16 protein-coding genes are annotated in these 20,752 nt (G+C 61.1%); 6 read left to right on the top strand and 10 right to left on the bottom strand.

From position 1 onward, the window contains the following. Positions 1–83: 83 nt before the first annotated feature. The 3 genes from AC1DIJ_RS18800 to AC1DIJ_RS18790 form a co-directional block, all read right to left on the bottom strand. The gene (locus tag AC1DIJ_RS18800; protein WP_112444526.1) at positions 84–2,612 is read right to left on the bottom strand and encodes a methyl-accepting chemotaxis protein; all 2,529 of its coding nucleotides are present in this window, start codon (positions 2,610–2,612) and stop codon (positions 84–86) included. Positions 2,613–2,897: 285 nt separating this feature from the next. Next, entirely contained in the window at positions 2,898–3,041 is a 144-nt protein-coding gene (locus AC1DIJ_RS18795; protein ID WP_477831506.1) for a hypothetical protein, read from the bottom strand. 152 nt (positions 3,042–3,193) lie between these two features. Continuing rightward, the gene (locus tag AC1DIJ_RS18790) at positions 3,194–4,327 is read right to left on the bottom strand and encodes a BaiN/RdsA family NAD(P)/FAD-dependent oxidoreductase (RefSeq protein WP_477831510.1); all 1,134 of its coding nucleotides are present in this window, start codon (positions 4,325–4,327) and stop codon (positions 3,194–3,196) included. A gap of 174 nt (positions 4,328–4,501) precedes the next feature. Here AC1DIJ_RS18790 and AC1DIJ_RS18785 point away from each other — a divergent pair, with 174 nt between their 5' ends. From AC1DIJ_RS18785 to edd, 5 genes are all read left to right on the top strand, one after another. After that, on the top strand, positions 4,502–5,938 hold the full coding sequence (locus AC1DIJ_RS18785) for a glutamine synthetase family protein (protein WP_112387643.1): 1,437 nt from the start codon (positions 4,502–4,504) through the stop codon (positions 5,936–5,938). Positions 5,939–5,951: 13 nt separating this feature from the next. Next, a complete protein-coding gene (locus AC1DIJ_RS18780) occupies positions 5,952–7,250 on the top strand; it encodes an NAD(P)/FAD-dependent oxidoreductase (protein WP_112387642.1) in 1,299 nt (432 codons plus the stop codon). A 135-nt stretch (positions 7,251–7,385) separates the two neighbouring features. Beyond that, the gene (gene zwf, locus AC1DIJ_RS18775; protein ID WP_112387641.1) at positions 7,386–8,861 is read left to right on the top strand and encodes a glucose-6-phosphate dehydrogenase; all 1,476 of its coding nucleotides are present in this window, start codon (positions 7,386–7,388) and stop codon (positions 8,859–8,861) included. A gap of 11 nt (positions 8,862–8,872) precedes the next feature. After that, a complete protein-coding gene (gene pgl, locus AC1DIJ_RS18770) occupies positions 8,873–9,571 on the top strand; it encodes a 6-phosphogluconolactonase (protein WP_112387640.1) in 699 nt (232 codons plus the stop codon). A gap of 64 nt (positions 9,572–9,635) precedes the next feature. Then, positions 9,636–11,456 (top strand): phosphogluconate dehydratase, encoded by a 1,821-nt coding sequence (edd, locus tag AC1DIJ_RS18765; protein WP_112387639.1) that lies wholly within the window; start codon positions 9,636–9,638, stop codon positions 11,454–11,456. A 58-nt stretch (positions 11,457–11,514) separates the two neighbouring features. On the opposite strand, the gene AC1DIJ_RS18760 is transcribed toward edd, so the two are convergent. From AC1DIJ_RS18760 to AC1DIJ_RS18735, 6 genes are all read right to left on the bottom strand, one after another. Beyond that, positions 11,515–11,868 (bottom strand): hypothetical protein, encoded by a 354-nt coding sequence (locus AC1DIJ_RS18760; RefSeq protein WP_112387638.1) that lies wholly within the window; start codon positions 11,866–11,868, stop codon positions 11,515–11,517. 168 nt (positions 11,869–12,036) lie between these two features. Continuing rightward, the gene (locus tag AC1DIJ_RS18755; RefSeq protein WP_112387637.1) at positions 12,037–13,125 is read right to left on the bottom strand and encodes a sn-glycerol-3-phosphate ABC transporter ATP-binding protein UgpC; all 1,089 of its coding nucleotides are present in this window, start codon (positions 13,123–13,125) and stop codon (positions 12,037–12,039) included. Between the two features lie 19 nt (positions 13,126–13,144). Continuing rightward, positions 13,145–14,797 (bottom strand): beta-galactosidase BglA, encoded by a 1,653-nt coding sequence (gene bglA, locus AC1DIJ_RS18750; protein ID WP_112387636.1) that lies wholly within the window; start codon positions 14,795–14,797, stop codon positions 13,145–13,147. 36 nt (positions 14,798–14,833) lie between these two features. After that, the gene (locus AC1DIJ_RS18745) at positions 14,834–16,000 is read right to left on the bottom strand and encodes a carbohydrate ABC transporter permease (RefSeq protein WP_112387635.1); all 1,167 of its coding nucleotides are present in this window, start codon (positions 15,998–16,000) and stop codon (positions 14,834–14,836) included. Position 16,001: 1 nt separating this feature from the next. Continuing rightward, the gene (locus tag AC1DIJ_RS18740; RefSeq protein ID WP_112387634.1) at positions 16,002–17,015 is read right to left on the bottom strand and encodes a carbohydrate ABC transporter permease; all 1,014 of its coding nucleotides are present in this window, start codon (positions 17,013–17,015) and stop codon (positions 16,002–16,004) included. 165 nt (positions 17,016–17,180) lie between these two features. Further along, positions 17,181–18,542, bottom strand: coding sequence for an ABC transporter substrate-binding protein (locus tag AC1DIJ_RS18735; RefSeq protein WP_112387633.1), 1,362 nt, complete (start codon positions 18,540–18,542; stop codon positions 17,181–17,183). A gap of 284 nt (positions 18,543–18,826) precedes the next feature. Here AC1DIJ_RS18735 and AC1DIJ_RS18730 point away from each other — a divergent pair, with 284 nt between their 5' ends. Then, a complete protein-coding gene (locus tag AC1DIJ_RS18730) occupies positions 18,827–19,852 on the top strand; it encodes a substrate-binding domain-containing protein (protein ID WP_112387632.1) in 1,026 nt (341 codons plus the stop codon). On the opposite strand, the gene folD is transcribed toward AC1DIJ_RS18730, so the two are convergent. After that, on the bottom strand, positions 19,853–20,752 hold the full coding sequence (gene folD / locus AC1DIJ_RS18725; RefSeq protein WP_112387631.1) for a bifunctional methylenetetrahydrofolate dehydrogenase/methenyltetrahydrofolate cyclohydrolase FolD: 900 nt from the start codon (positions 20,750–20,752) through the stop codon (positions 19,853–19,855). It abuts the gene before it with no gap.

Here is a 20,752-nt window from a genome sequence, read left to right as displayed (position 1 = left end):
ATTTTCCAAGTCATTGACGTTGTTCGACAAACAGAAAACGGCGCCTCGCGGCGCCGTTTTCTTCATCTGGTTTTCGGCTGGGATCAGGCAGCGCGGTAATAGGCCGTGTGCGATTCGCCTTCGATCTTGAACTGCTGCACGAGAGTAAGCAGGCTGTCTGCCTGGGAAGCGAGTTCGCGGCTTGCCGCCGTCGTCTCTTCCACCATGGCGGCGTTCTGCTGGGTCATCTGGTCCATCGAGTTGACGGTGGCGTTGACTTCCTGCAGTGCGCCCGATTGATCGTGGCTGGCGCGGGCGATCATTTCGACATGCTGGCTGATGGTGACGATCTGCGCGCTGATCTTCGCCAGCACTGTGCCGGTTTCCTGCACCGACTGCGAACCGGAGCTGACTTCCGTCGTCGACTTGTTGATCAGGCCCTTGATCTCCTGCGCGGCAGCGGCGGAGCGCTGGGCAAGCTCGCGGACTTCCATCGCGACGACAGCAAAGCCCTTGCCCGCCTCACCAGCGCGCGCAGCTTCGATACCGGCGTTCAGCGCCAGCAGGTTGGTCTGGAAGGCGATCTCGTCAATGACGCCGATGATCTGTTCGATCTGGCGCGACGCATCTTCGATACGGCCCATGGCATCGATTGCCTTGCCGACGACGGTTGCCGAGTCATCGGCGCTGCGCTTGGCCTGACGGACGATCTGGTCGGCATCCTTGGCGCGCTCGGCAGACGAGCGGACGGTAACGGTGATCTCGTCGACGGCAGCGGCGGTCTCTTCGAGCGAGGCAGCCTGCTGTTCCGTGCGCTTGGCAAGATCTTCGGCCGACTGGGCCATCTGGTTGCCGTTGCCCTGGATCATCTGCACGTTGTCGCGGATCTGGCTCATGGTCTCCTGGAGACGGAACATCGAGCCGTTGAAGTCTTCACGCAGCTGTTCGAGGCGGCCGATGAACGGCGTGTCGATCGTCGTGGAGATATCGCCCTGCGACATGCGCTGCAGACCGGCGGCGAGTTCGTTGACCGCATATTCGATCTGGCGGTCCATCTCGCGCTTTTCTGCATCGTTGCGCTGACGCTCATGCTCGGCGGCCTGACGCTCCTCGTCGCTCTGCTCCTCGATGCGGATCTTGGAGATCGCATTCTCCTTGAATATCCCGAGGGCGCGGGCGATGTCGCCGATTTCGTCGTAGCGCTGTTCACCGGAGATATTGGTGTCGAGCGCGCCCTCGGCGATGCGGCGCATGGCAGCGGTGATCTGGCCGATCGGGCGCTGCAGGGTCAGAACCAGGGCGATGCCGCCGATGATCGAAACCAGGATACCGAGGCCGGTGGTGCCGACGGAAATGCTGTTCGCCTGCTCGCGCTCGGCGCCGGCCGTCTGCTTCTGCAGTTCGGCGAAGCTGGTCAGCTGGCCCCAGACACTGTCAAGCTCCTGGCGGGCAGCGGCGTAATCGCTGATGCGCTGATTGATGACATCAACGAGGCTCTGCGCGTCCTTGTCCATTGAGACGAGCGCGGGAGTAATCGCCGAGATGATGTCACCGGCAAAGTCCATGCCCTTGGCGCTGGCCTGCAGGGTGTTCAGCATGGTGTTGAGGGTCGAGATTTCCTGGTTCAGGCGAACCCGGTTCTCCTTGGTCGGCTTGGCGCTGAAATCGCCGAGCACGAGCTGCAGCGAATAGATCGACGTTTCCAGACGGCGGGTGTCTTCCAGAACCGAGTTGGTCTGGGCGATACGGCTGTCGAGCTGAACAAAAGTGGTCGTCGCTTCGCGCATCATCTGCGTGGCGGTCAGCTGGGTGTAGGTGGACATCTGGCGGAAGCGGGAGACGAGACGGCCGAGATTGGCAACGCCGTCATCGGAGCCGGCATCGGGTGCGGCGGCCTGCGTCTTCAGATCGCTGATGGTCTGGGCCATCGACTGCGTCATGCTCTTCTGGTTCTGCGGGACCGAGATTTCGATCATGCGCTGAGCCTTGATGATCGTCGGCAGCGCCGTCGTCACGACCTTCAGCTTGTCGGCGGGAAGCTGCGCCTTGTTGAAATCGTTCATGGCGGTCGCCAGCGTATCGCCGCCCTTCAGCAGACGGTCGGCGGCGCGCAGGGTTGCGGTCGCGTTGCCTTCGTCCGTGCGCACGCTCTCTTCGAGCTGGCGCGCGTCATAGCTGACATTGAAGCGGTTGGTGATCATCACCTTCTGGGCGTCGTCGATCTGCTTGCGCAGCGCGACTTCCTGGTCGTGCAGCGTCCAGAGCTTGCCGACGGTGCCCGAAATGGCACTGGTGCCGTCCATCGCAGCCTGCAGATTGTCGCGGCCGGCATTCTCGCCGATCTGAGACAGGGTGGCGTTCAAAGTTTCGCCCTGTGTCTTGATATCCGCGTAGAGCTTATCGCGAGCCTGCTCGTTGGTGTTCTGCAGGAAGTCATCCATAGAGCCGTAGAGATCCTTGAAGCCGCTCAGCGACTGAAGGATGCTGTTCGAGATCTCCATGCGCCCTTGCAGCATGCCGGAGGCATAAAGGCCGGTGAGGCCGACCGCCGAGATGGCGACGACGAAAGGCAGAACGAAGATCAGGACTTTCGTCTTGATCTTGAAGCGCGACAGGATCTTATCAATGAACATGGCTATACCGGCCTTCCATACACCACTCCTCCCACCGGCTGCTGTTGCGGCGCCGGTCGAGTGCATCGAGCTGACTTTTTTGGAATAATGGGAAACCCGAGGGCTCAGGCGGCAATCATTGCCAAGTCATCGCCGCGCGAAACGGGATGCCCATAGTTTCAGCAAGTGTGACAGAAGAGATATTAATTTTCGGATAAGCCAGATCGTTTGAAATGGCCTTTCCGATCAAGGCCATGCGGCTGCACGCCAAGGGCAGACCGCAAATTATATGATAATTCGGAAAGGTCAGACGGCGTGCGCGATCACCAAGGCGATAATCGCAGCGGTTGCGCCGGTGGCAAGCATGAGAAAGCGGAGCGTCGCGAGCTTTGCATCAGGCTGTGCCTGGGCGATTGCGATGGCGCGGGCGCGGCGTGTGTTCCTATTCATCTAAAGGACCTCACTTTTCTCAATACTGTAACAATCCATCAAAATGGCTGTGCGGTAAAGCTTTAAATGGGAAGCTTGTTCCATCGTTGCCATTGAGACACGATGGCGCACCCGGCTTAAGAAGTCTTGAATCTATTTGCCCGGATTCGAGCCTATAAGGATTCACCTGCAGCAAAACCCGAGGCCCAGGCCCATTGGAAGTTATAGCCGCCGAGCCAGCCCGTGACATCGACGCATTCGCCGATGAAATAGAGGCCAGGAACGGCCTTCGCTTCCATCGTCTTCGAGTCCAGCGCTGATGTATCGATGCCACCGAGCGTCACTTCCGCGGTGCGGTATCCTTCGGAGCCGGACGGCTTGACCGTCCAGTTCTGCGCGGCGTCCGCAAGCCGCGTCAGCGCCTTATCGGAGAGGTCGGCCATGTTGCCGGAAATGCCTTCGCGCTCGACGAGGTATTGGGCGAGACGCTTCGGCAGGATGTCCGCCAGCGCAGTCTGCGCCGACTGGCGGCCATTCGTCTGCTTGGCTTTCTTCAGATGCTGGAGCAGATCGACATCGGGTTCGATATCGACGGTGATCCCCTCGCCTTCGCGCCAATAGGACGAGATCTGCAGGATCGCCGGGCCGCTGAGGCCACGGTGGGTGAAAAGCAGCGCTTCCCGGAAGGCCGTCTTGCCGTGACGGATTTCAGCCGGAGCGGCGATGCCGGAAAGCGGAGCGATCGCTTCCAGCAGGACCGGATCGAGGGTCAACGGCACGAGGCCCGGACGGGTCTCGGTCATCGCAAGCCCAAACTGCTCGGCGATGCGATAGGCAAAGCCGGTGGCGCCCATTTTCGGAATCGACTTGCCGCCGGTGGCGATCACCAGCGAGGCGCATTCATAGGCGCCTTCCGAGGTATCGACGCGAAAACCTTCGGTGGTCTTTTCAACGCCGAGGATTTCCGTGCGCAACTGCCACTCGGCACCGGCCGCCCGCATCTCGTCGAGCAGCATGTGGATGATATCCTTGGCGCTGTCATCACAGAACAGCTGGCCGAGCGTCTTCTCGTGCCAGGCGATCTTGTGCCTGTCGACCATGGCGACGAAATCGGCGGGGGTGAAGCGAGCGAGGGCCGATTTGCAGAAATGCGGGTTGGCGGAGAGAAAATTCTTCGGCCCGGCATGGATATTGGTGAAATTGCAGCGGCCGCCGCCGGAGATACGGATCTTCTCGCCGGGGGTCTTGGCATGATCGAGAACGAGCACGGAGCGGCCGCGCTTACCGGCGCGGATGGCACACATCATGCCGGCGGCGCCCGCGCCGATGACGATCACATCGCTCTTCCGTCTCAAGCCGGTTTCCTTCCGTAAAGTGTGCCTTCTTTTTCTATCAAATGGCGAAAGTCAACGCCTCTACCCCCCTCGCCAATTGCCAAACTCTGGCTATTATGGCCTTCCGATCAACGTAACCGGTGTGTCATGTCTCCAAAAAAGACAACGCTTAAGCCTGCCAAGAACGTTAGCCCCACGATCAAGACTCCCCCTGACCCTGGGTCGTCGCGCGGTGTAGCGAACTGGAAGGAAGCGGCACAGTGGCTACGGGCACGAGGCATCGAAGATATCGAATGCATCACCCCTGACCTCGCCGGCGTACCGCGCGGCAAGATGATGCCGACATCGAAATTCACCTCGAACACCTCGCTCGCACTGCCTTCGGCAATCTACCGCCACACGATCTCGGGCGCCTATCCCGAAGAGACGGAAAGCTTCCGCTATGAGCCGCGCGACAGCGACCTCAAGCTCGTTCCCGATCTTTCGACGCTCTCCGTCGTGCCATGGGAAACCGACCCGACGGCGCAGGTGATCTGCGATATCGTCAATTCCGATGGCGGCGAAGTGTCCTACACGCCGCGCAACGTGCTGAAGCGCATCATGGGCCTTTACAGCGCCCGTGGCTGGAAGCCGGTTGTCGCGCCTGAAATCGAGTTCTATCTGGTCGCCACCAACGATGACCCCGACTATCCCCTGCATCCGCCGAAGGGCCGCTCCGGCCGTTCGATCCTCGGCGGACAGGGCTATTCGATCGCCGGGATCAACGAGTTCGACGAACTGATCGACGACATCTACCATTTCTCGGAGAAGCAGGGTCTCGAGATCGATACGCTGATCCACGAAGAAGGTCCGGCGCAGCTCGAAATCAACCTGCGCCACGGCAATCCGATCGAGCTTGCCGATCAGGTGTTCATGTTCAAGCGCACGATCCGCGAAGCGGCGCTGAAGCATGGCATCTTCGCGACGTTCATGGCCAAGCCGATGCAGGGGCAGCCGGGTTCGGCGATGCATATCCATCAGTCGGTGGTCAACGAGGAGACGGGGAAGAACGTCTTCTCCAATCCGGATGGATCGCCGTCGAAGGAGTTCTTCCACTTTATCGGCGGCATGCAGAAATACGTGCCGAGCGCTCTGGCGATGCTGGCGCCCTACGTCAATTCCTACCGCCGCCTGGCGCCGAACATGTCCTGCCCGGTCAACAACGCCTGGGGCTACGACAACCGCACGACGGCTTTCCGCGTTCCGGTTTCCGATCCGCAGGCGCGCCGCGTCGAGAACCGGCTGCCGAGCTCGGATGCCAATCCCTATCTGGCGCTAGCGGCTTCGCTGGCTTCGGGTCTGCTGGGGATCATGAAGGAAATCGAGCCGACTGCACCGACGGAAGATGCCGCCAACGAAGGCTCGATCGACCTGCCGCGCGGATTGCTGGAAGCCGTGGCGCTGATGGAAGACGAGCCGGCCTTCGAAGAGGTGTTCGGCGCGGAGTTCATCGGACTCTATGCCGGCGTCAAACGCGGCGAGTTCGAGACCTTCATGGAAGTGATCAGCCCCTGGGAGCGCGAGTTCCTGCTGCTCAACGTGTGAGGAGGCATTCCTCATGGCGGTGAAGCAAGACTGGCAGAGCCCGATCGCGCCCGGCGTTTCCTGGTATCAGGCGACAGCGGGCGAGCGGCCGACCTATCCGGAACTCGACGGATCCAGAACCTGTGACGTCGCCATTGTCGGCGGCGGCTATACCGGGCTGCAGGCGGCCTACAATCTCGCCAAGGCGGGGGTATCGGTCGTGTTGATCGATGCCAACCGCTTTGGCGACGGTGCATCCGGCCGCAACGGCGGCCAGCTCGGCACCGGCCAGCGCTGGTGGCCGGAGGAACTCGAAGAGAAGATCGGCTACGAACGCTCCAAGGCGCTGTTCGACCTGGCGGAGGGTGCAAAGAAGCACCTGCTCGATTTCGCCAACGAACATCAGATCGACATCGAGTTCATGCCCGGGCAGATGAACGTGGCGCACAAGGAGAGCTACAAGCGCTCCTATGCCGAAAATGCCGAGATCGCAGCCTCGCGCTACGATTATCCGCATGTGCGCTTCATGGACAGGGAAGAGACGCAGGAGCGGCTGGGGTCGAAGCGCTATCATTGTGGCGTGCGCGACACCGGCACCGGACATATCCACCCGCTAAAACTGCTGGTCGGGCTTGCCCGCGTCGCCGCCAATGCCGGCGCTCAGATCTTCGAGATGACGCCGGCAATCGCCGTCCGCAATGACGGCGGCAAGGTGAAGATCGATACAGCGAAGGGAGCGATCACCGCCGACAAGGCGCTGATTGCCTGTAACGGTTACATCGGCAATCTTGAGCCGGTGACGGCCAGCCACGTCATGCCGATCCGCTCCTTCATCGGCGCCACCGCGCCGCTGGAAAACTTCCCCTCCGTGCTGCCGGGCGGCGAAGCGGTTGCCGACTCGCGCTTCGTCGTGCGCTATTTCCGCAAGTCGAAGGACGGGCGGCTGCTGTTTGGCGGGCGCGAGGCCTATACCTCTGACAACCCGCGCGACATCACGGAGCACATCCGCCGCCAGATCGCCGAGATCTACCCCGTATTGAAGGACGTCGAGATTACCCATGCCTGGGGCGGCTCGGTCGGCATCACCCTGCCGCGGCAGCCCTTCGTGCGCGAAGTGATGCCGAATGTGACATCGATCGGCGGTTATTCCGGCCACGGCGTGATGCTGTCAAATTACTGCGGCAAACTTTATGCAGAAACGGTTCTTGGAAAATCAGGGGAACTCGACCTCTTCAAAGGGCTCGATATCCCGGCCTTTCCCGGCGGACCAGCCATGCGGGCACCGCTGCTTTTCCTAGCCTTGTCCTGGTTCGCGCTGCGCGACAAGTTTTAGGGCGATTGCGGGATTTCCTCTCGGGTCAATTCGCTTTAAAACCGGGACCCGAGAGATTCATTGCATCGCACACTGGCTTTTTTAAATCGATTAGATTAAAACGGCCGCCAACCAGACTGATTGAGAGAAAAGCTCATGAGCAGCCAGATCATTCCCGTTGAACCCTTTGATTATGTCGTCTTCGGCGGCAGCGGCGACCTTGCCGAGCGCAAGCTCCTGCCCGCCCTCTACCACCGCCAGATCGAGGGACAGTTCACCGAACCGACGCGCATCATCGGCGCTTCGCGCAGCCCGCTGACCGACGAAGAATACCGCAAGTTCGCCCAGGACGCCCTCAAGGAGCACCTTAAGAAGGGCGAATATGACGAAGCGGAAGTCGAAAAGTTCTGCAAGCGTCTGCATTACGTATCGGTCGACGCCCGTTCGGATGCCGGCTGGGACAAGCTGAAGAAGCTGCTCGACGACGGCAAGGATCGCGTTCGCGCCTTCTACCTCGCGGTTGCGCCTGGCATCTTCGGCGACATCTCGCAGAAGATCCACGAACACAAGCTGATCACCAAGTCGACCCGCATCGTCGTTGAAAAGCCGATCGGCCGCGACCTCGCATCGGCGCTGTCGTTGAACGACAGCATCGGCAAGGCCTTCAAGGAAGAGCAGATCTTCCGCATCGACCACTATCTCGGCAAGGAAACGGTGCAGAACCTGATGGCGCTGCGCTTTGCCAATGCCCTCTACGAGCCGCTTTGGAACGCCAACTACATCGACCACGTGCAAATCACGGTTGCCGAAGCCGTCGGCCTTGAAGGCCGCGCCGGTTACTACGACACGGCAGGCGCGCTGCGCGACATGGTGCAGAACCATATCCTGCAGCTGCTTTGCCTGACCGCGATGGAAGTTCCCTCCTCGATGGATTCCGAAGCCGTGCGCGATGAGAAGCTGAAGGTGCTGCGCGCACTGAAGCCGATCAACGCATCGAATGTCGAGCAGATGACCGTTCGCGGCCAGTACCGCGCCGGCGCCTCCGGCACCGGCCCGGTCAAGGGCTATCTCGAAGAACTCGAAGGCGGCGTTTCCAACACGGAAACCTTCGTCGCCATCAAGGCCGAGATCAACAATTGGCGCTGGGCCGGCGTTCCGTTCTTCATCCGCACCGGCAAGCGTCTTGCCGGCCGCATGTCGGAGATCGTCATCACCTTCAAGCCGATCCCGCATTCGGTCTTCGACCAGTCGGCTGGCCGCATCAGCCAGAACCAGCTGATCATCCGCCTGCAGCCTGACGAAGGCGTCAAGCAGTCGCTGATGATCAAGGATCCGGGCCCGGGCGGCATGCGCCTGCGCAACGTTTCGCTCGACATGAGCTTCGCCGAAGCGTTCCATGTCCGCAACCCGGACGCCTACGAGCGCCTGCTGATGGACGTCATCCGTTCCAACCAGACGCTGTTCATGCGCCGCGACGAAGTCGAGGCGGCATGGGACTGGGTCGACCCGATCCTGAAGGGCTGGGAATCCACCGGTCAGCTGGTTCAGGGTTACACCGCAGGCACCTGGGGCCCGAGCCAGGCTATCGCGCTGATCGAGCGCGACGGCCGCACCTGGCACGACAACATCTAGGATTGAGAGCGATGGCAGCGACCATGCATGCTTTTGCCAATGCCGCGGAACTGGCCGCCAACCTTGCAGACAAGGTTGCGGACACGCTCTCCAAGGCGATTGCAGCGAAGGGAACGGCGACTATCGCCGTTTCCGGCGGTTCCACGCCGAAAGCCTTCTTCCAGGCGCTTTCGACGCGCGACCTCGACTGGCCGAAGGTAACGATCACGCTCGTCGACGAGCGCTTCGTGCCTGAAACCAGCGACCGCTCGAACCATCTGCTGGTTGCCAGCAACCTGCTGCAGAACAAGGCAAAGGCAGCGCGGTTCCTGCCGCTCTTCCACGACGCGGGCTCCGCGGAAACAGCCGCGAAGCTTGCCACCACGGAGACGGCATCGGTCGGCAATCCGTTCGATATCGTCATCCTCGGCATGGGGGGCGATGGCCATACGGCTTCGTTCTTCCCGGGCGGCAACAATCTTGCGGTCGCGCTCGATCCGAAGACGCCGCGCGGTATCATCACCATGGAAGCGCAGGATGCCGGCGAGCCGCGCCTGACCTTCACCTTCTCCAGCCTTCAGGACGCCAAGCTCCTGGTGCTTCATATCGAAGGCCAGGGCAAGAAGGACGTGCTGACGAAGGCTGAAGGCGCCGGAGACGAGGCAGAGATGCCGATCCGGGCCGTGCTGCGGCGGGCGGCAACGCCTGTCGATATCTACTGGGCTCCGTAAGACCAAGCCTTCGGGCGAGCCGCGAACAGACAATTTGAACAGCAACCAAGGCAGGATAACTCCCATGTCCGCTAACGCACGCATTTCTGCGATTACCTCCCGCATCGTCGAGCGATCGAAGCCGACACGCGAGCGATATCTGGAGCGCCTGCGCGGCGCGGCATCGAAGGGTGCCGTCCGGTCTATCCTCGGCTGCGCAAACCTTGCGCACGGCTTCGCGGTCTGTTCCCCCGCCGAGAAGGATGCGCTCGCCGGCGACCGCGTTCCGAACCTCGGTATCATCACCGCCTATAACGACATGCTCTCGGCCCATCAGCCGTTTGAGACCTACCCAGCGATCATCCGCGAGGCAGCTGCCGAGGCTGGCGGCATTGCGCAGGTCGCGGGCGGCGTTCCTGCCATGTGCGACGGCGTGACCCAGGGCCAGCCGGGCATGGAGCTCTCGCTCTTCTCGCGCGACCTGATCGCCATGTCGGCGGGCGTCGGCCTGTCGCACAACATGTTCGACGCGGCGCTCTTCCTCGGTGTTTGCGACAAGATCGTTCCGGGTCTCGTCATTGCCGCTCTCTCCTTCGGCCACCTGCCGTCGATCTTCGTGCCTGCAGGGCCGATGACGACGGGACTGCCGAACGACGAGAAGTCGCGCGTGCGCCAACTCTATGCCGAAGGCAAGGTCGGCCGCGCAGAGCTGCTGGAAGCCGAATCCAAGTCCTATCACGGGCCGGGTACCTGCACCTTCTATGGCACCGCCAATTCCAACCAGATGCTGATGGAGATCATGGGCTTCCATATGCCCGGCTCCTCCTTCATCAATCCCGGCACGCCGCTGCGTGAAGCGCTGACGCGCGAAGCCGCCAAGCGGGCGCTGGCGATTACCGCGCTCGGCAACGAATTCACGCCGGCGGGCGAGATGATCGATGAGCGGTCAGTGGTGAACGGCGTTGTCGGCCTGCATGCGACGGGTGGTTCCACGAACCATACGCTGCATCTCGTCGCCATGGCGCGTGCCGCCGGTATCCAGCTGACGTGGCAGGATATCGCCGAGCTCTCGGAAGAAATCCCGCTGCTTGCCCGCGTCTATCCGAACGGCCTCGCCGACGTGAACCACTTCCACGCTGCCGGCGGCATGGGCTTCCTGATCAAGGAGCTTCTGAAGCAGGGCATGCTGCATGGTGACGTGCGCACCGTCGCCGGTCAGGGCCTCGAAGCCTATACGATCGATGCCCGCCTCGGCGACAACAACACGGTCGTCCGCGAGCCCTCCCCCGAAAAGAGTCACGACCCGAAGGTGCTTGCGAGCATCGAGACGCCCTTCCAGGCGAATGGCGGCTTGAAGATGCTACGCGGCAATCTCGGCAAGGGGGTCATCAAGATCTCGGCCGTAAAGCCGGACCGTCATATCATTGAGGCCCCTGCAATCGTCTTCCACAGCCAGCAGGAGTTGCAGGACGCCTTCAAGGAAGGTAAGCTCAACCGCGATTTCGTCGCCGTCGTGCGCTTCCAGGGTCCGAAGGCCAACGGCATGCCGGAGCTGCACAAGCTGACGCCGCCGCTCGGCGTGCTGCAGGACCGCGGCTTCCGCGTCGCACTGCTGACCGACGGGCGCATGTCCGGCGCATCGGGCAAGGTTCCGGCAGCGATCCATGTGACGCCCGAGGCCGTCGAAGGCGGTCCGATCGCCCGCATCCAGGATGGCGACATCATTCGTCTCGACGCCATCCGCGGCACGCTTGAGGTGCTTGTCGATGCCGCAACCATGGCCGAACGCGAGCCGGTGACGGCCGATCTCTCGGAAAACGAATGGGGCATGGGCCGCGAGCTCTTCGCGCCGTTCCGCCGCGCGGTCGGCGCCTCCGATCACGGAGCGAGCGTCCTCTTCCACTAAACGAAAAAGCCCGCGATCGACTCGCGGGCTTTTCTCTTTTCAGGTCGTGCAGCCCCGATCAGCCGCGGACGTCGAGGACGTAGTCGCGATGCGCCGGATGCGTGCTGTAGACGAAGATCTTGTTGAGCTCCTTCTGCGTCAGCAGGCGCAGGAAGCGGACTTCCACCGTGTTGTTGGCATTCACCCGCATCAGCATGCAGCCGACCTTGGTGATGCGTGCATCCGGGATGTCCAGATAGAACTGCTTGGGCAGATTGAACTGCGTCAGGATGGCGAGAACCGCCGAGCTCACCGAGATGCGAACGATATCGCAACGGCGCGAGGCCATGTGCATGACGCCTTTCTCGGTATATTCGAGACGCGCCGCGTTCATCGTGTCCTCCATTTTGAACCGCTGTTCGCGGTCATACATGAAGGATTCTTCCTTGTTCAAAAAATGCCCTGATGGCGATGGATTTGATACACCCACGACCTTATTCCCCACTCGATACAATGGGGAAATGCTAGCAGCGCCGACTTAACAGAAAGTGTCGAATGGAGGGCTTCGGGGGCTTCGTGAAAAAGCCCCCAATTTTGGCTGTCAGCGACGGTAGGTGCGGCCTTCGGCATCGAAGAGATGCAGCTTCTGGCGATCGGCCGAGAAGCGCATTTTCTGGCCCTTCTTGATGTCGATCGTGCCGGGCAGCTTGACGATGATCGGCTCGCCCGGAACCAGGCCTTCGATGTAAAGCAGCGTCACTTCGCCGAGCGCTTCGACGATCGAGACTTCGCCTTCGAAGAGGTAGGCATCGCCGCTGGCGATCTCGAGATCCTCAGGGCGGACGCCGAAGCTGGCGGACTTGCCCTTTTCGGAAGCGGCGGTCGGGATATCGAGAGCAACCGACTTACCACCGGTGAGCGTGACCGTGGTTGTGCTGCCCGCTTCGGCAATCGTCGCCGGGATGATGTTCATGGCCGGAGAGCCGATGAACTTGGCGACGAAGAGGTTTGCCGGACGCTCGTAGAGCTCCAGCGGTGCCCCGACCTGCTCGATATGACCTGCCGAGAGCACGACGATGCGGTCCGCCAGCGTCATCGCCTCGACCTGGTCGTGGGTGACGTAGATCATCGTCGTATCGGCCATCTGCTCGTTGAGCCGGGCGATCTCGATGCGCGTGGCAACACGCAGCGCGGCGTCGAGGTTGGACAGCGGCTCGTCGAAGAGGAAGACCTTCGGATTGCGGCAGATGGCACGGCCGATGGCAACACGCTGGCGCTGGCCACCGGACAGAGCCTTCGGAAGACGGTCGAGATACTTGCCGAGCTGCAGGCTGTCGGCGGCAGCGCGGACGCGGCGATCGATCTCCTGCTTGTTCTCACCGGCGATCTTCATGCCGAAGGCCATGTTGTCGTAAACGGTCATATGCGGATAGAGCGCATAGGACTGGAACACCATGGCGATACCGCGCTTCGACGGCGGCACATCGTTGACCAGCTGGCCATCGATATACATGTCGCCGCCGGTGATGTTCTCAAGGCCGGCGATCATACGCAGCAGCGTGGACTTGCCGCAGCCGGAGGGACCGACGAAGACGATGAATTCGCCCTGTTTGATCTCCAGGTCGATGCCGTGGAGAACGTCCACGGAACCATATGACTTGCGAATTTCCTTAAGCGACAGTCCTGTCATCAGTGCCTCCCTCTGATTTTTAGGCGAGCCGGGCGAAATAAGCGCCCCACGCCGGAATATCGATTTTTCCGCCATAGTTATTGCTGGTGAAGCCGTGGCCCGTCAACGCCTGCCAGTCACCATCCGGCAACGTAACGATCGTTTCAGCAGCACCCATGTTGAACACGCAAAGCATTTTTTCGTTGCCGTATTCGCGCGTGAAAATCAGGCCGTCACCCTGCGGCTCCTCGAAAGCGATCTCGCCCTTGGCGAAGGCCGGGAACTGCTTGCGAAACGCGAGGAAGCGCCGGTAGTGCTCGAGCACCGAGTTCTCATCGCCCTGCTGCACGCTGACAGCGCGCAGGATGTGCTCGACCGGAACCGGCAGCCATGGCTTGACGGTGGAGAAACCGCCCTGCGCGACCTGGCTGTCCCAGACCATCGGGGTACGGCAGCCGTCGCGGCCCTTGAACTCCGGCCAGAACTGGATGCCGTAGGGATCCTGCAGATCCTGATAGGCAAGGTCAGCCTCGGTGAGACCAAGCTCTTCGCCCTGATAGAGGCAGACGGAACCGCGCAGCGTCATCAGCAGGGATGCATATTGCTTGGCGAAGGCGTCGTGGTCCGACACCAGCGAGCCCCAACGGCTGACATGGCGCATGACGTCGTGGTTGGAGAAAGCCCAGCAGGCCCAGCCATCGGGCGCCGCAGCGCCGAAATCCTTCATCACCTCTTCGACCCGCTCAGGCGAGAGCGGATCGGGTGCCAGGAACTCGAAGGCATAGCACATGTGCATCTTGTCATTGCCGGACGTGTATTCGCCCACGATCTCAAGGCCGCGCTGGCTGTCGCCGACTTCGCCGACGGCGGCGATTGCCGGAAACTCTTCGAGCACGGCGCGGAAGCGCTTCAGGAAGTCGATATTCTCCGGGCGGTTCTTGTCGTACAGATGCTCCTGGAAATTATAGGGGTTCACGGCCGGTGCCGTGGATGCATTGCGGCGCTCGGGCGCCAGCGCCGGGTTATCGCGCAGCTGCTTGTCGTGGAAGTAGAAGTTGATCGTATCCAGACGGAAGCCATCGACGCCGCGCTTCAGCCAGAAACGGACGACATCGAGCAGGCGGTCCTGAACCTCCGGGTTGTGGAGGTTCATATCCGGCTGCGACGTCAGGAAGTTGTGCATGTAATACTGCATGCGCGTCGGATCCCACGCCCACGCGGAACCGCCGAAGATCGACAGCCAGTTGTTGGGCGGCGTGCCATCAGGCTTGGCATCGGCCCAGACATACCAGTCAGCCTTGGCGTTGGTCTTGCTCGACCGGCTTTCGACGAACCACGGATGCTGGTCCGACGAATGCGAGATAACGAGATCGATCATCACCTTGATGCCGAGACGATGGGCCTCGGCGATCAGGGTGTCGAAATCCACGAGCGTGCCGAAAATCGTATCGACGTTTTCGTAATCCGATACGTCATAGCCGAAATCGCGCATCGGCGAGGTGAAGAACGGCGAGATCCAAATCGCATCGGCGCCCAGAGCAGCGACATGCGGCAACCGGGCGGTGATGCCCTTCAGGTCGCCGATGCCGTCACCATTTGAGTCCTGGTAGGAGCGCGGATAGATCTGATAGATCACCGCGCCACGCCACCAGTCCTTGTCGTCAGCCAAATTGGGTTGAGATGCCACGCTCATGTCTTTTCCTATGCGAAGTCAGGTCTTGGGATTGGATCAGCCGCCCTTGACCGAACCCGCCAGCAGGCCACGCACCAGATATCGCTGCAGCCCGAAGAACACGAGCAGCGGAACGATGATGGTGACAAAGGCCGAGGCCGTCAGGATTTCCCAGTTGCCGCCGCGCGAACCGAGCAGCGCGTTGAGGCTGCCGGTGAGCACGAGATGCTGCCTGTCGGTGCCGAGGAAGACCATGGCGACGAGCAGGTCGTTCCACACCCACAGGAACTGGAAGATCGCGAAGGACGCGAGTGCCGGGAAGGACAAGGGAAGAACGATTTTGACGAAAATCTCGAAATCGGTCGCGCCGTCGACACGGGCGGATTCGATGATCTCCTTGGGCAGCCCCGCGATATAGGCGCGGAGCAGATAGATGGCGAGCGGCATGCCGAAGGCGGTATGAGCCAGCCAGATGCCGGGATAGGTCTTCGACGGCGCATCGAGTGCGGCACCGACGATATTGTAGAGCCGGAGCAGCGGGATCAGCGACATCTGCAGCGGCACGACGATGAGGCCCACCACCAGCGCGATGATCAGCGCACGGCCCGGAAACTCCATCCAGCTCAGCGCATAGGCCGCAAAGGCCGCGATGAGGATCGGGATGATCGTCGCCGGGATCGTCACCGTCAGCGAATTGATGAAGGACTGGCCGATGCCCTCGCCCGTCAGAACCGTCTTGTAGTTATCAAGCGTGAATTCCGGCGGGGTCGAGATCGCAACGTAAACACGGCGGCCGGCATCGTCATCGGTGAAGGCTGCGGTCTTGGTATAGCGGTAGGTGCCGTCGGTGTTGACCTGCAGGTTGAGACCGTCGCCGAGATCGGCGTTCTCGCCGACCTTGTAGGCCGACGGCTGCTGGATGCGCGTGCCGAAGGCGCTGATTGCGCGACCGGCCAGATCGCCTTGCAGCACATTGCCGGCGATGACGTAGAGCGGGCCTTCCTGCTTCTGATCGGCAGCGGCGCCGACGCGGGCGGCCACCGTGCGGGTGGAGCCGACGAAGGACGTCCACCAGCCCGACACGACGATCTGATCCTTATCGCGCAGCGCGCTGACGAAGATGCCGAGGGTCGGGATCAACCAGATGATGACTATCAGGAGAACGCAGGCGTGAACGAAGAGACGGGCCGGGCCTATCTTGAAGAAGCTTCCTGACAAGGTCATCTCAGTGCCCTCCGAGTTCGCGGTTGGCGCGGCGGACGTTCCAGACCATGATTGGCGTCACGGCCAGCATGATGATCAGCGCGATAACCGCACTTCGGCCGGAATCCCCGCCTCCGCGGAACATCCAGTCGAACATCAGGTTCGCAAGCACCATGGTCTGCCATTGGCCGTTGGTCATCGTCAGCACGATGTCGAAGACCTTGAGGACGAGGATGGTAATGGTTGTCCAAACGACGGCGATCGTGCCCCAGACCTGCGGCACCATGATGCGCCAGAAGATCTGCCAGCCATTGGCGCCGTCGATGACAGCCGCCTCGATCGTCTCCTCCGGGATACCGCGAAGGGCGGCCGACAGGATGACCATGGCGAAGCCGGTCTGGATCCAGATGAGGATGACCATCAGGAAGAAATTGTTCCAGAAAGGCACCGAGATCCAGACCTCGGGCGTGCCGCCGAACATCTGGACGATGGCGTTCAGAAGGCCGATCTGCACGTCGTTGCCGCCGCGATATTCGTAGATGAACTTCCAGATGACCGAAGCGCCGACGAAGGAAATCGCCATCGGCATGAAGACGATGCTTTTCGCGATATTGCCCCACCAGATGCGGTCGGTCATCACGGCGATGACGAGACCGAAGAAGGTGCAGGCGGCCGGCACGACGGCGAGCCAGAGAATGTTGTTGAAAATCGACTGGCGGAATTCGCGGTCGCTGAGCGCCCAGGTGTAATTGGCGAAACCGACGAAATTCGAACCTGATCTGTCATAGAAGGACAGAATGAAGGTCGCGATCACGGGATAGACGAGATAGACGATCAGCAGGAAAAGCGCCGGGCCGAGAAACAGCCAGGGGCGGATCATGCCGCGAAGATTGAGATTGCGCGCGGCGGAATGGATATCACCATCCCTGACCGGCAGCGCCAGATCCAAAATCTTGTTCGAGAAATAGAAATAGGCCGAGCAGGCGAAAACCGCCACGACCACCACGCCCAAAGCGGAAACTATCTGCGATAGCATTCGTCCCTCCCCTGCTACCCTAGTCTATCTGAAGGGCTTACACCGGCCTGCGTCAACTTCTTCTCGGCGTTTGACCACAGTTCCGGTGCCGGCCGGATCCTTTTGCGGATCCGGCCCTGCATTCCGGCGCTGCCGCGGGAAATCCGCAGCAGCGTTCAAGGATGATTACTTGATGGCGTCCCAGGCAGCCTGGATTTCCTTGCCGGTGTCTTCGGCAGACTTGCCGCCGACGAAATCGACCATGCCGGTCCAGAAGGCGCCAGCGCCGATCTTGCCGGGCATCAGGTCCGAACCGTCGAAGCGGAAGGTCGTGGCCGTCGTCAGGATTTCTCCTTCGCGCTTCATCTGATCGTTGGCGTAAGCCGCGGTGCTGACACCCTTGTAAGGCGTCAGGAAGCTCGACTGTGCCATCCAGACTTCATGTGCGATCGGCGTCTTCAGGAAGTCGACGAAGGCGCGAGCCGTCTTCGAGTCCTTGGTGATCGACACCAGCGTGCCGGCACCCAGAACCGGCTTGCCGAGATCGGCATGCGCAGCATAGGTCGGCATGTAGAAGAAGTCGGCATCGGTGCCGAGCTTCGTGCCTTCAGGGAAGAAGGACGGGATGAACGAAGCCTGGTGGTGCAGGTAGCACTTCGGCGGAACGGCGAAGAGGCCCTTCGGGCTATCGCGGAAGTCGGTCGAAGCCACGGCTGCGACACCGCCATCGACATACTTTTCGTTCTTGGCGAACTTGCCGAATTCCTCGATCGCGGCAACGACGGCCGGATCGGTGAACTTCACTTCGTTGGTGGTCCACTTGTCGTAGACGTCAGGCTTCTGCGTGCGCAGCATGATGTCTTCGATCCAGTCGGTTGCCGGCCAGCCGGTCGCGCCACCGGAACCGAGACCGATGCACCAGGGCACGCCGCCGTCCTTGACGATCTGATCCGTCAGCGCATGGAGTTCTTCCATGGTGGTCGGCACCTTGTAACCGGCTTCCTTGAAGTTTTCAGGAACATACCAGACCAGCGACTTCACGTCGGCCTTGTAGGGGAAAGCGTAGAAGCCTTCCTTGCCGTCCTTGCCCTTGTAGGTGCCGTAACCGACCCAGCTGTCGCCGGCGCCGTAATTATCCTTGACCCACTTGGCCGTGTCGTCGCCGAGCGGCGTCAGAAAGCCCTTGCTGGCCAGATCGGCGAAGAGGCCCGGCTGCGGCAGGATCGCGACATTCGGCGGCGAACCGGCCTGAGTGTCGATGACGATCTGCTGTTCGTAGTTTTCCGAAGACGAATAGGTGGCTTCGATGCCGGTCGCTTCGGTGAAGTAGGCAAGAATACTGCGGAAGAAGGCTTCGTCCTCACCGCGCCACGGTCCGAAAATGGTCAGCGGCTGACCCTTCAGGTCGGCATGCGATGCCTTGAATTCGTCGTAGCTCTTCCAATTGAACTTGGCGTCTTCGCCCGGAGCAAATTTCAAATCAGCGGCAGAAACACCACCTGCAAAAAGCGCCGCCGCGGCGACGCTCATCAAGAAAGTCTTTTTCATGTGATCAACCTCCCATCACAATCCCAACGGCACTTTCAACCTCTCACCGGAGGACTTCAAAGCGCTTTGACAAACAACTCATCTCACTCTCGCGTGAAAGGAGTCAAGCCATTTCGCGAATACCGCTAAAAGAGACGCAAATATCGCGGTGCAGCAACGCTTAAACGGGAATATGGAGCGATTTTTCTTGAGTCAAGCACGCCAGGTGCTACATAGTTTGAAAGCGCTTTGGGCGGTCTGGGAGAAACCGCAGCGTGCGCTGATCCCGGGAGGAAGCATAACACGTGAATCTCAAACAGCTATCGGAATTGCTTGGTCTTTCACAGACGACTGTGAGCCGCGCCCTCAATGGCTATCCCGAAGTCAACGAGGCGACGCGTGAGCGCGTGCTGCAAGCTGTGCGGGAAACCGGTTACCGACCGAACAAGGCGGCGCAGCGTCTGGCCACCGGTAAGGCCGGCTCGCTCGGCCTGGTGATGCCGACCGCTCCGGGGCATCAGTCCGACGTGCATTTCGGCGAGTTTCTCGCCGGCCTCGGCGAAGAGGCTGTGCGCCACGACTTCCATTTCGTGATCATGCCTGCCGATCCCGACGACGAGGTTGCCGCACTCAGGCGCCTGGCGATCAGCGGCAATGTCGATGCGCTGTTCGTTGCCTACATGCGTGGACACGATCCGCGCCTGCCGATGCTGAAATCGCTGTCGACGCCCTTCGTCGTCCATGGCCGCTCGCATGGGACGGAGCCAGATTATCCCTATCTCGACATCGACAATGAAGCGGCGTTCTATGACGCCGCCAAGCTGATGCTCCAGCTGGGGCACAAGCGCTTTGCGCTGATGAATGGCCCAGAACATCTGGATTTCGCGATCCGCAGGAAACAGGGCCTGGAGTCGGCGCTTGCCGAGCGCGGCCTGCATCTGAACGAGGACTGTATCAGCCATACGCTGATGACCGATGAGCAGGGACTGGTGGCGATGGAGCAGTTCCTGCAGCTGCCGGACCGCCCGACCGCGATCCTGTGTTCCAGTACGGTTCTGGCGCTCGGCGCCATCCGCGCCGTCAATCAGGCGGGACTGAAGCTCGGCGAGGATATTTCGCTGATCGCCCATGACGACGTGCTGCCGCTCTTGAAGCCCGAGAATTTCTCGGTGCCGCTGACGACGACGCGCTCTTCGCTGCGCGCGGCGGGCGCCCGCATTGCGCAGCGGCTGATCGGCACTGTCAAGCAGACCGGGAGTTTCCCGGAGCAGGAACTCTGGAAGACCGAACTGATCGTCAGGGGGTCGACGGGCCCTGCCCCGAAGCCCTGATCAGAACTTCGGCGGCGTCTGGCCGGCGGTGCGGTGCGCTGCGATCACGGTATTCGCCATCAGCATGGCAATGGTCATCGGGCCAACGCCGCCCGGGACGGGCGTAATCACCGCAGCGACCTGTTCTGCCTCAGCGAATGCGACATCGCCGACAAGACGGGTCTTGCCTTCGCCCTTCTCGGGTGCGGCAATGCGATTGATACCGACATCGATCACCGTGGCGCCGGGCTTGACCCAGTCAGCTTTGACCATCTCCGGACGGCCGACGGCCGCGACGAGGATATCTGCCTTACGGCACACCGCGGGCAGGTCCTTGGTACGCGAATGGGCAATCGTCACGGTGGCGTTGGCATTCAGCAGCAACTGCGCCATCGGCTTGCCGAAGAGATTGGAGCGGCCGATGACGACCGCGTTGAGACCGGACAAGTCCTCACCATGGGTGCGGCGGACGAAAACCATGGCACCGGCCGGTGTGCAGGAAACCAGGCCGGTTTCCAGATCGCCGGTGGCGAGCTTGCCGGCGTTGACGACGTGAAGGCCATCGACATCCTTTTCCGGCAGGATCGACTGGATGATCGGCTCGCTGTTCAGCGGCTTCGGCAGCGGCAGCTGCACCAGGATGCCGTGGATCGACGGATCGGCATTGAGCGATGCGACGAGGGCTACGAGTTCTTCCTGCTTGGTTTCAGCCGGCAGTGTGTACTGCACGGACTTGAAGCCGCATTCCTTGGCCATCTTGCTCTTGGAATTGACGTAGGCATGGCTCGCCGGATCGTCGCCGACAATCACCACGGCAAGACCGGTCTTCACGCCACTCTGCTTTTCAAGCGATCCCGCCGCCATCTTCACGGTTTCGATTACCGAAGCGGCTACCTGCTTGCCATCGATCACTGTCGTCAC

This window comes from Rhizobium sp. 10N427 (assembly GCF_056394605.1).
Note: the sequence above shows the minus strand (reverse complement) of the source record. Positions and strands in the feature narration are given on the sequence as shown.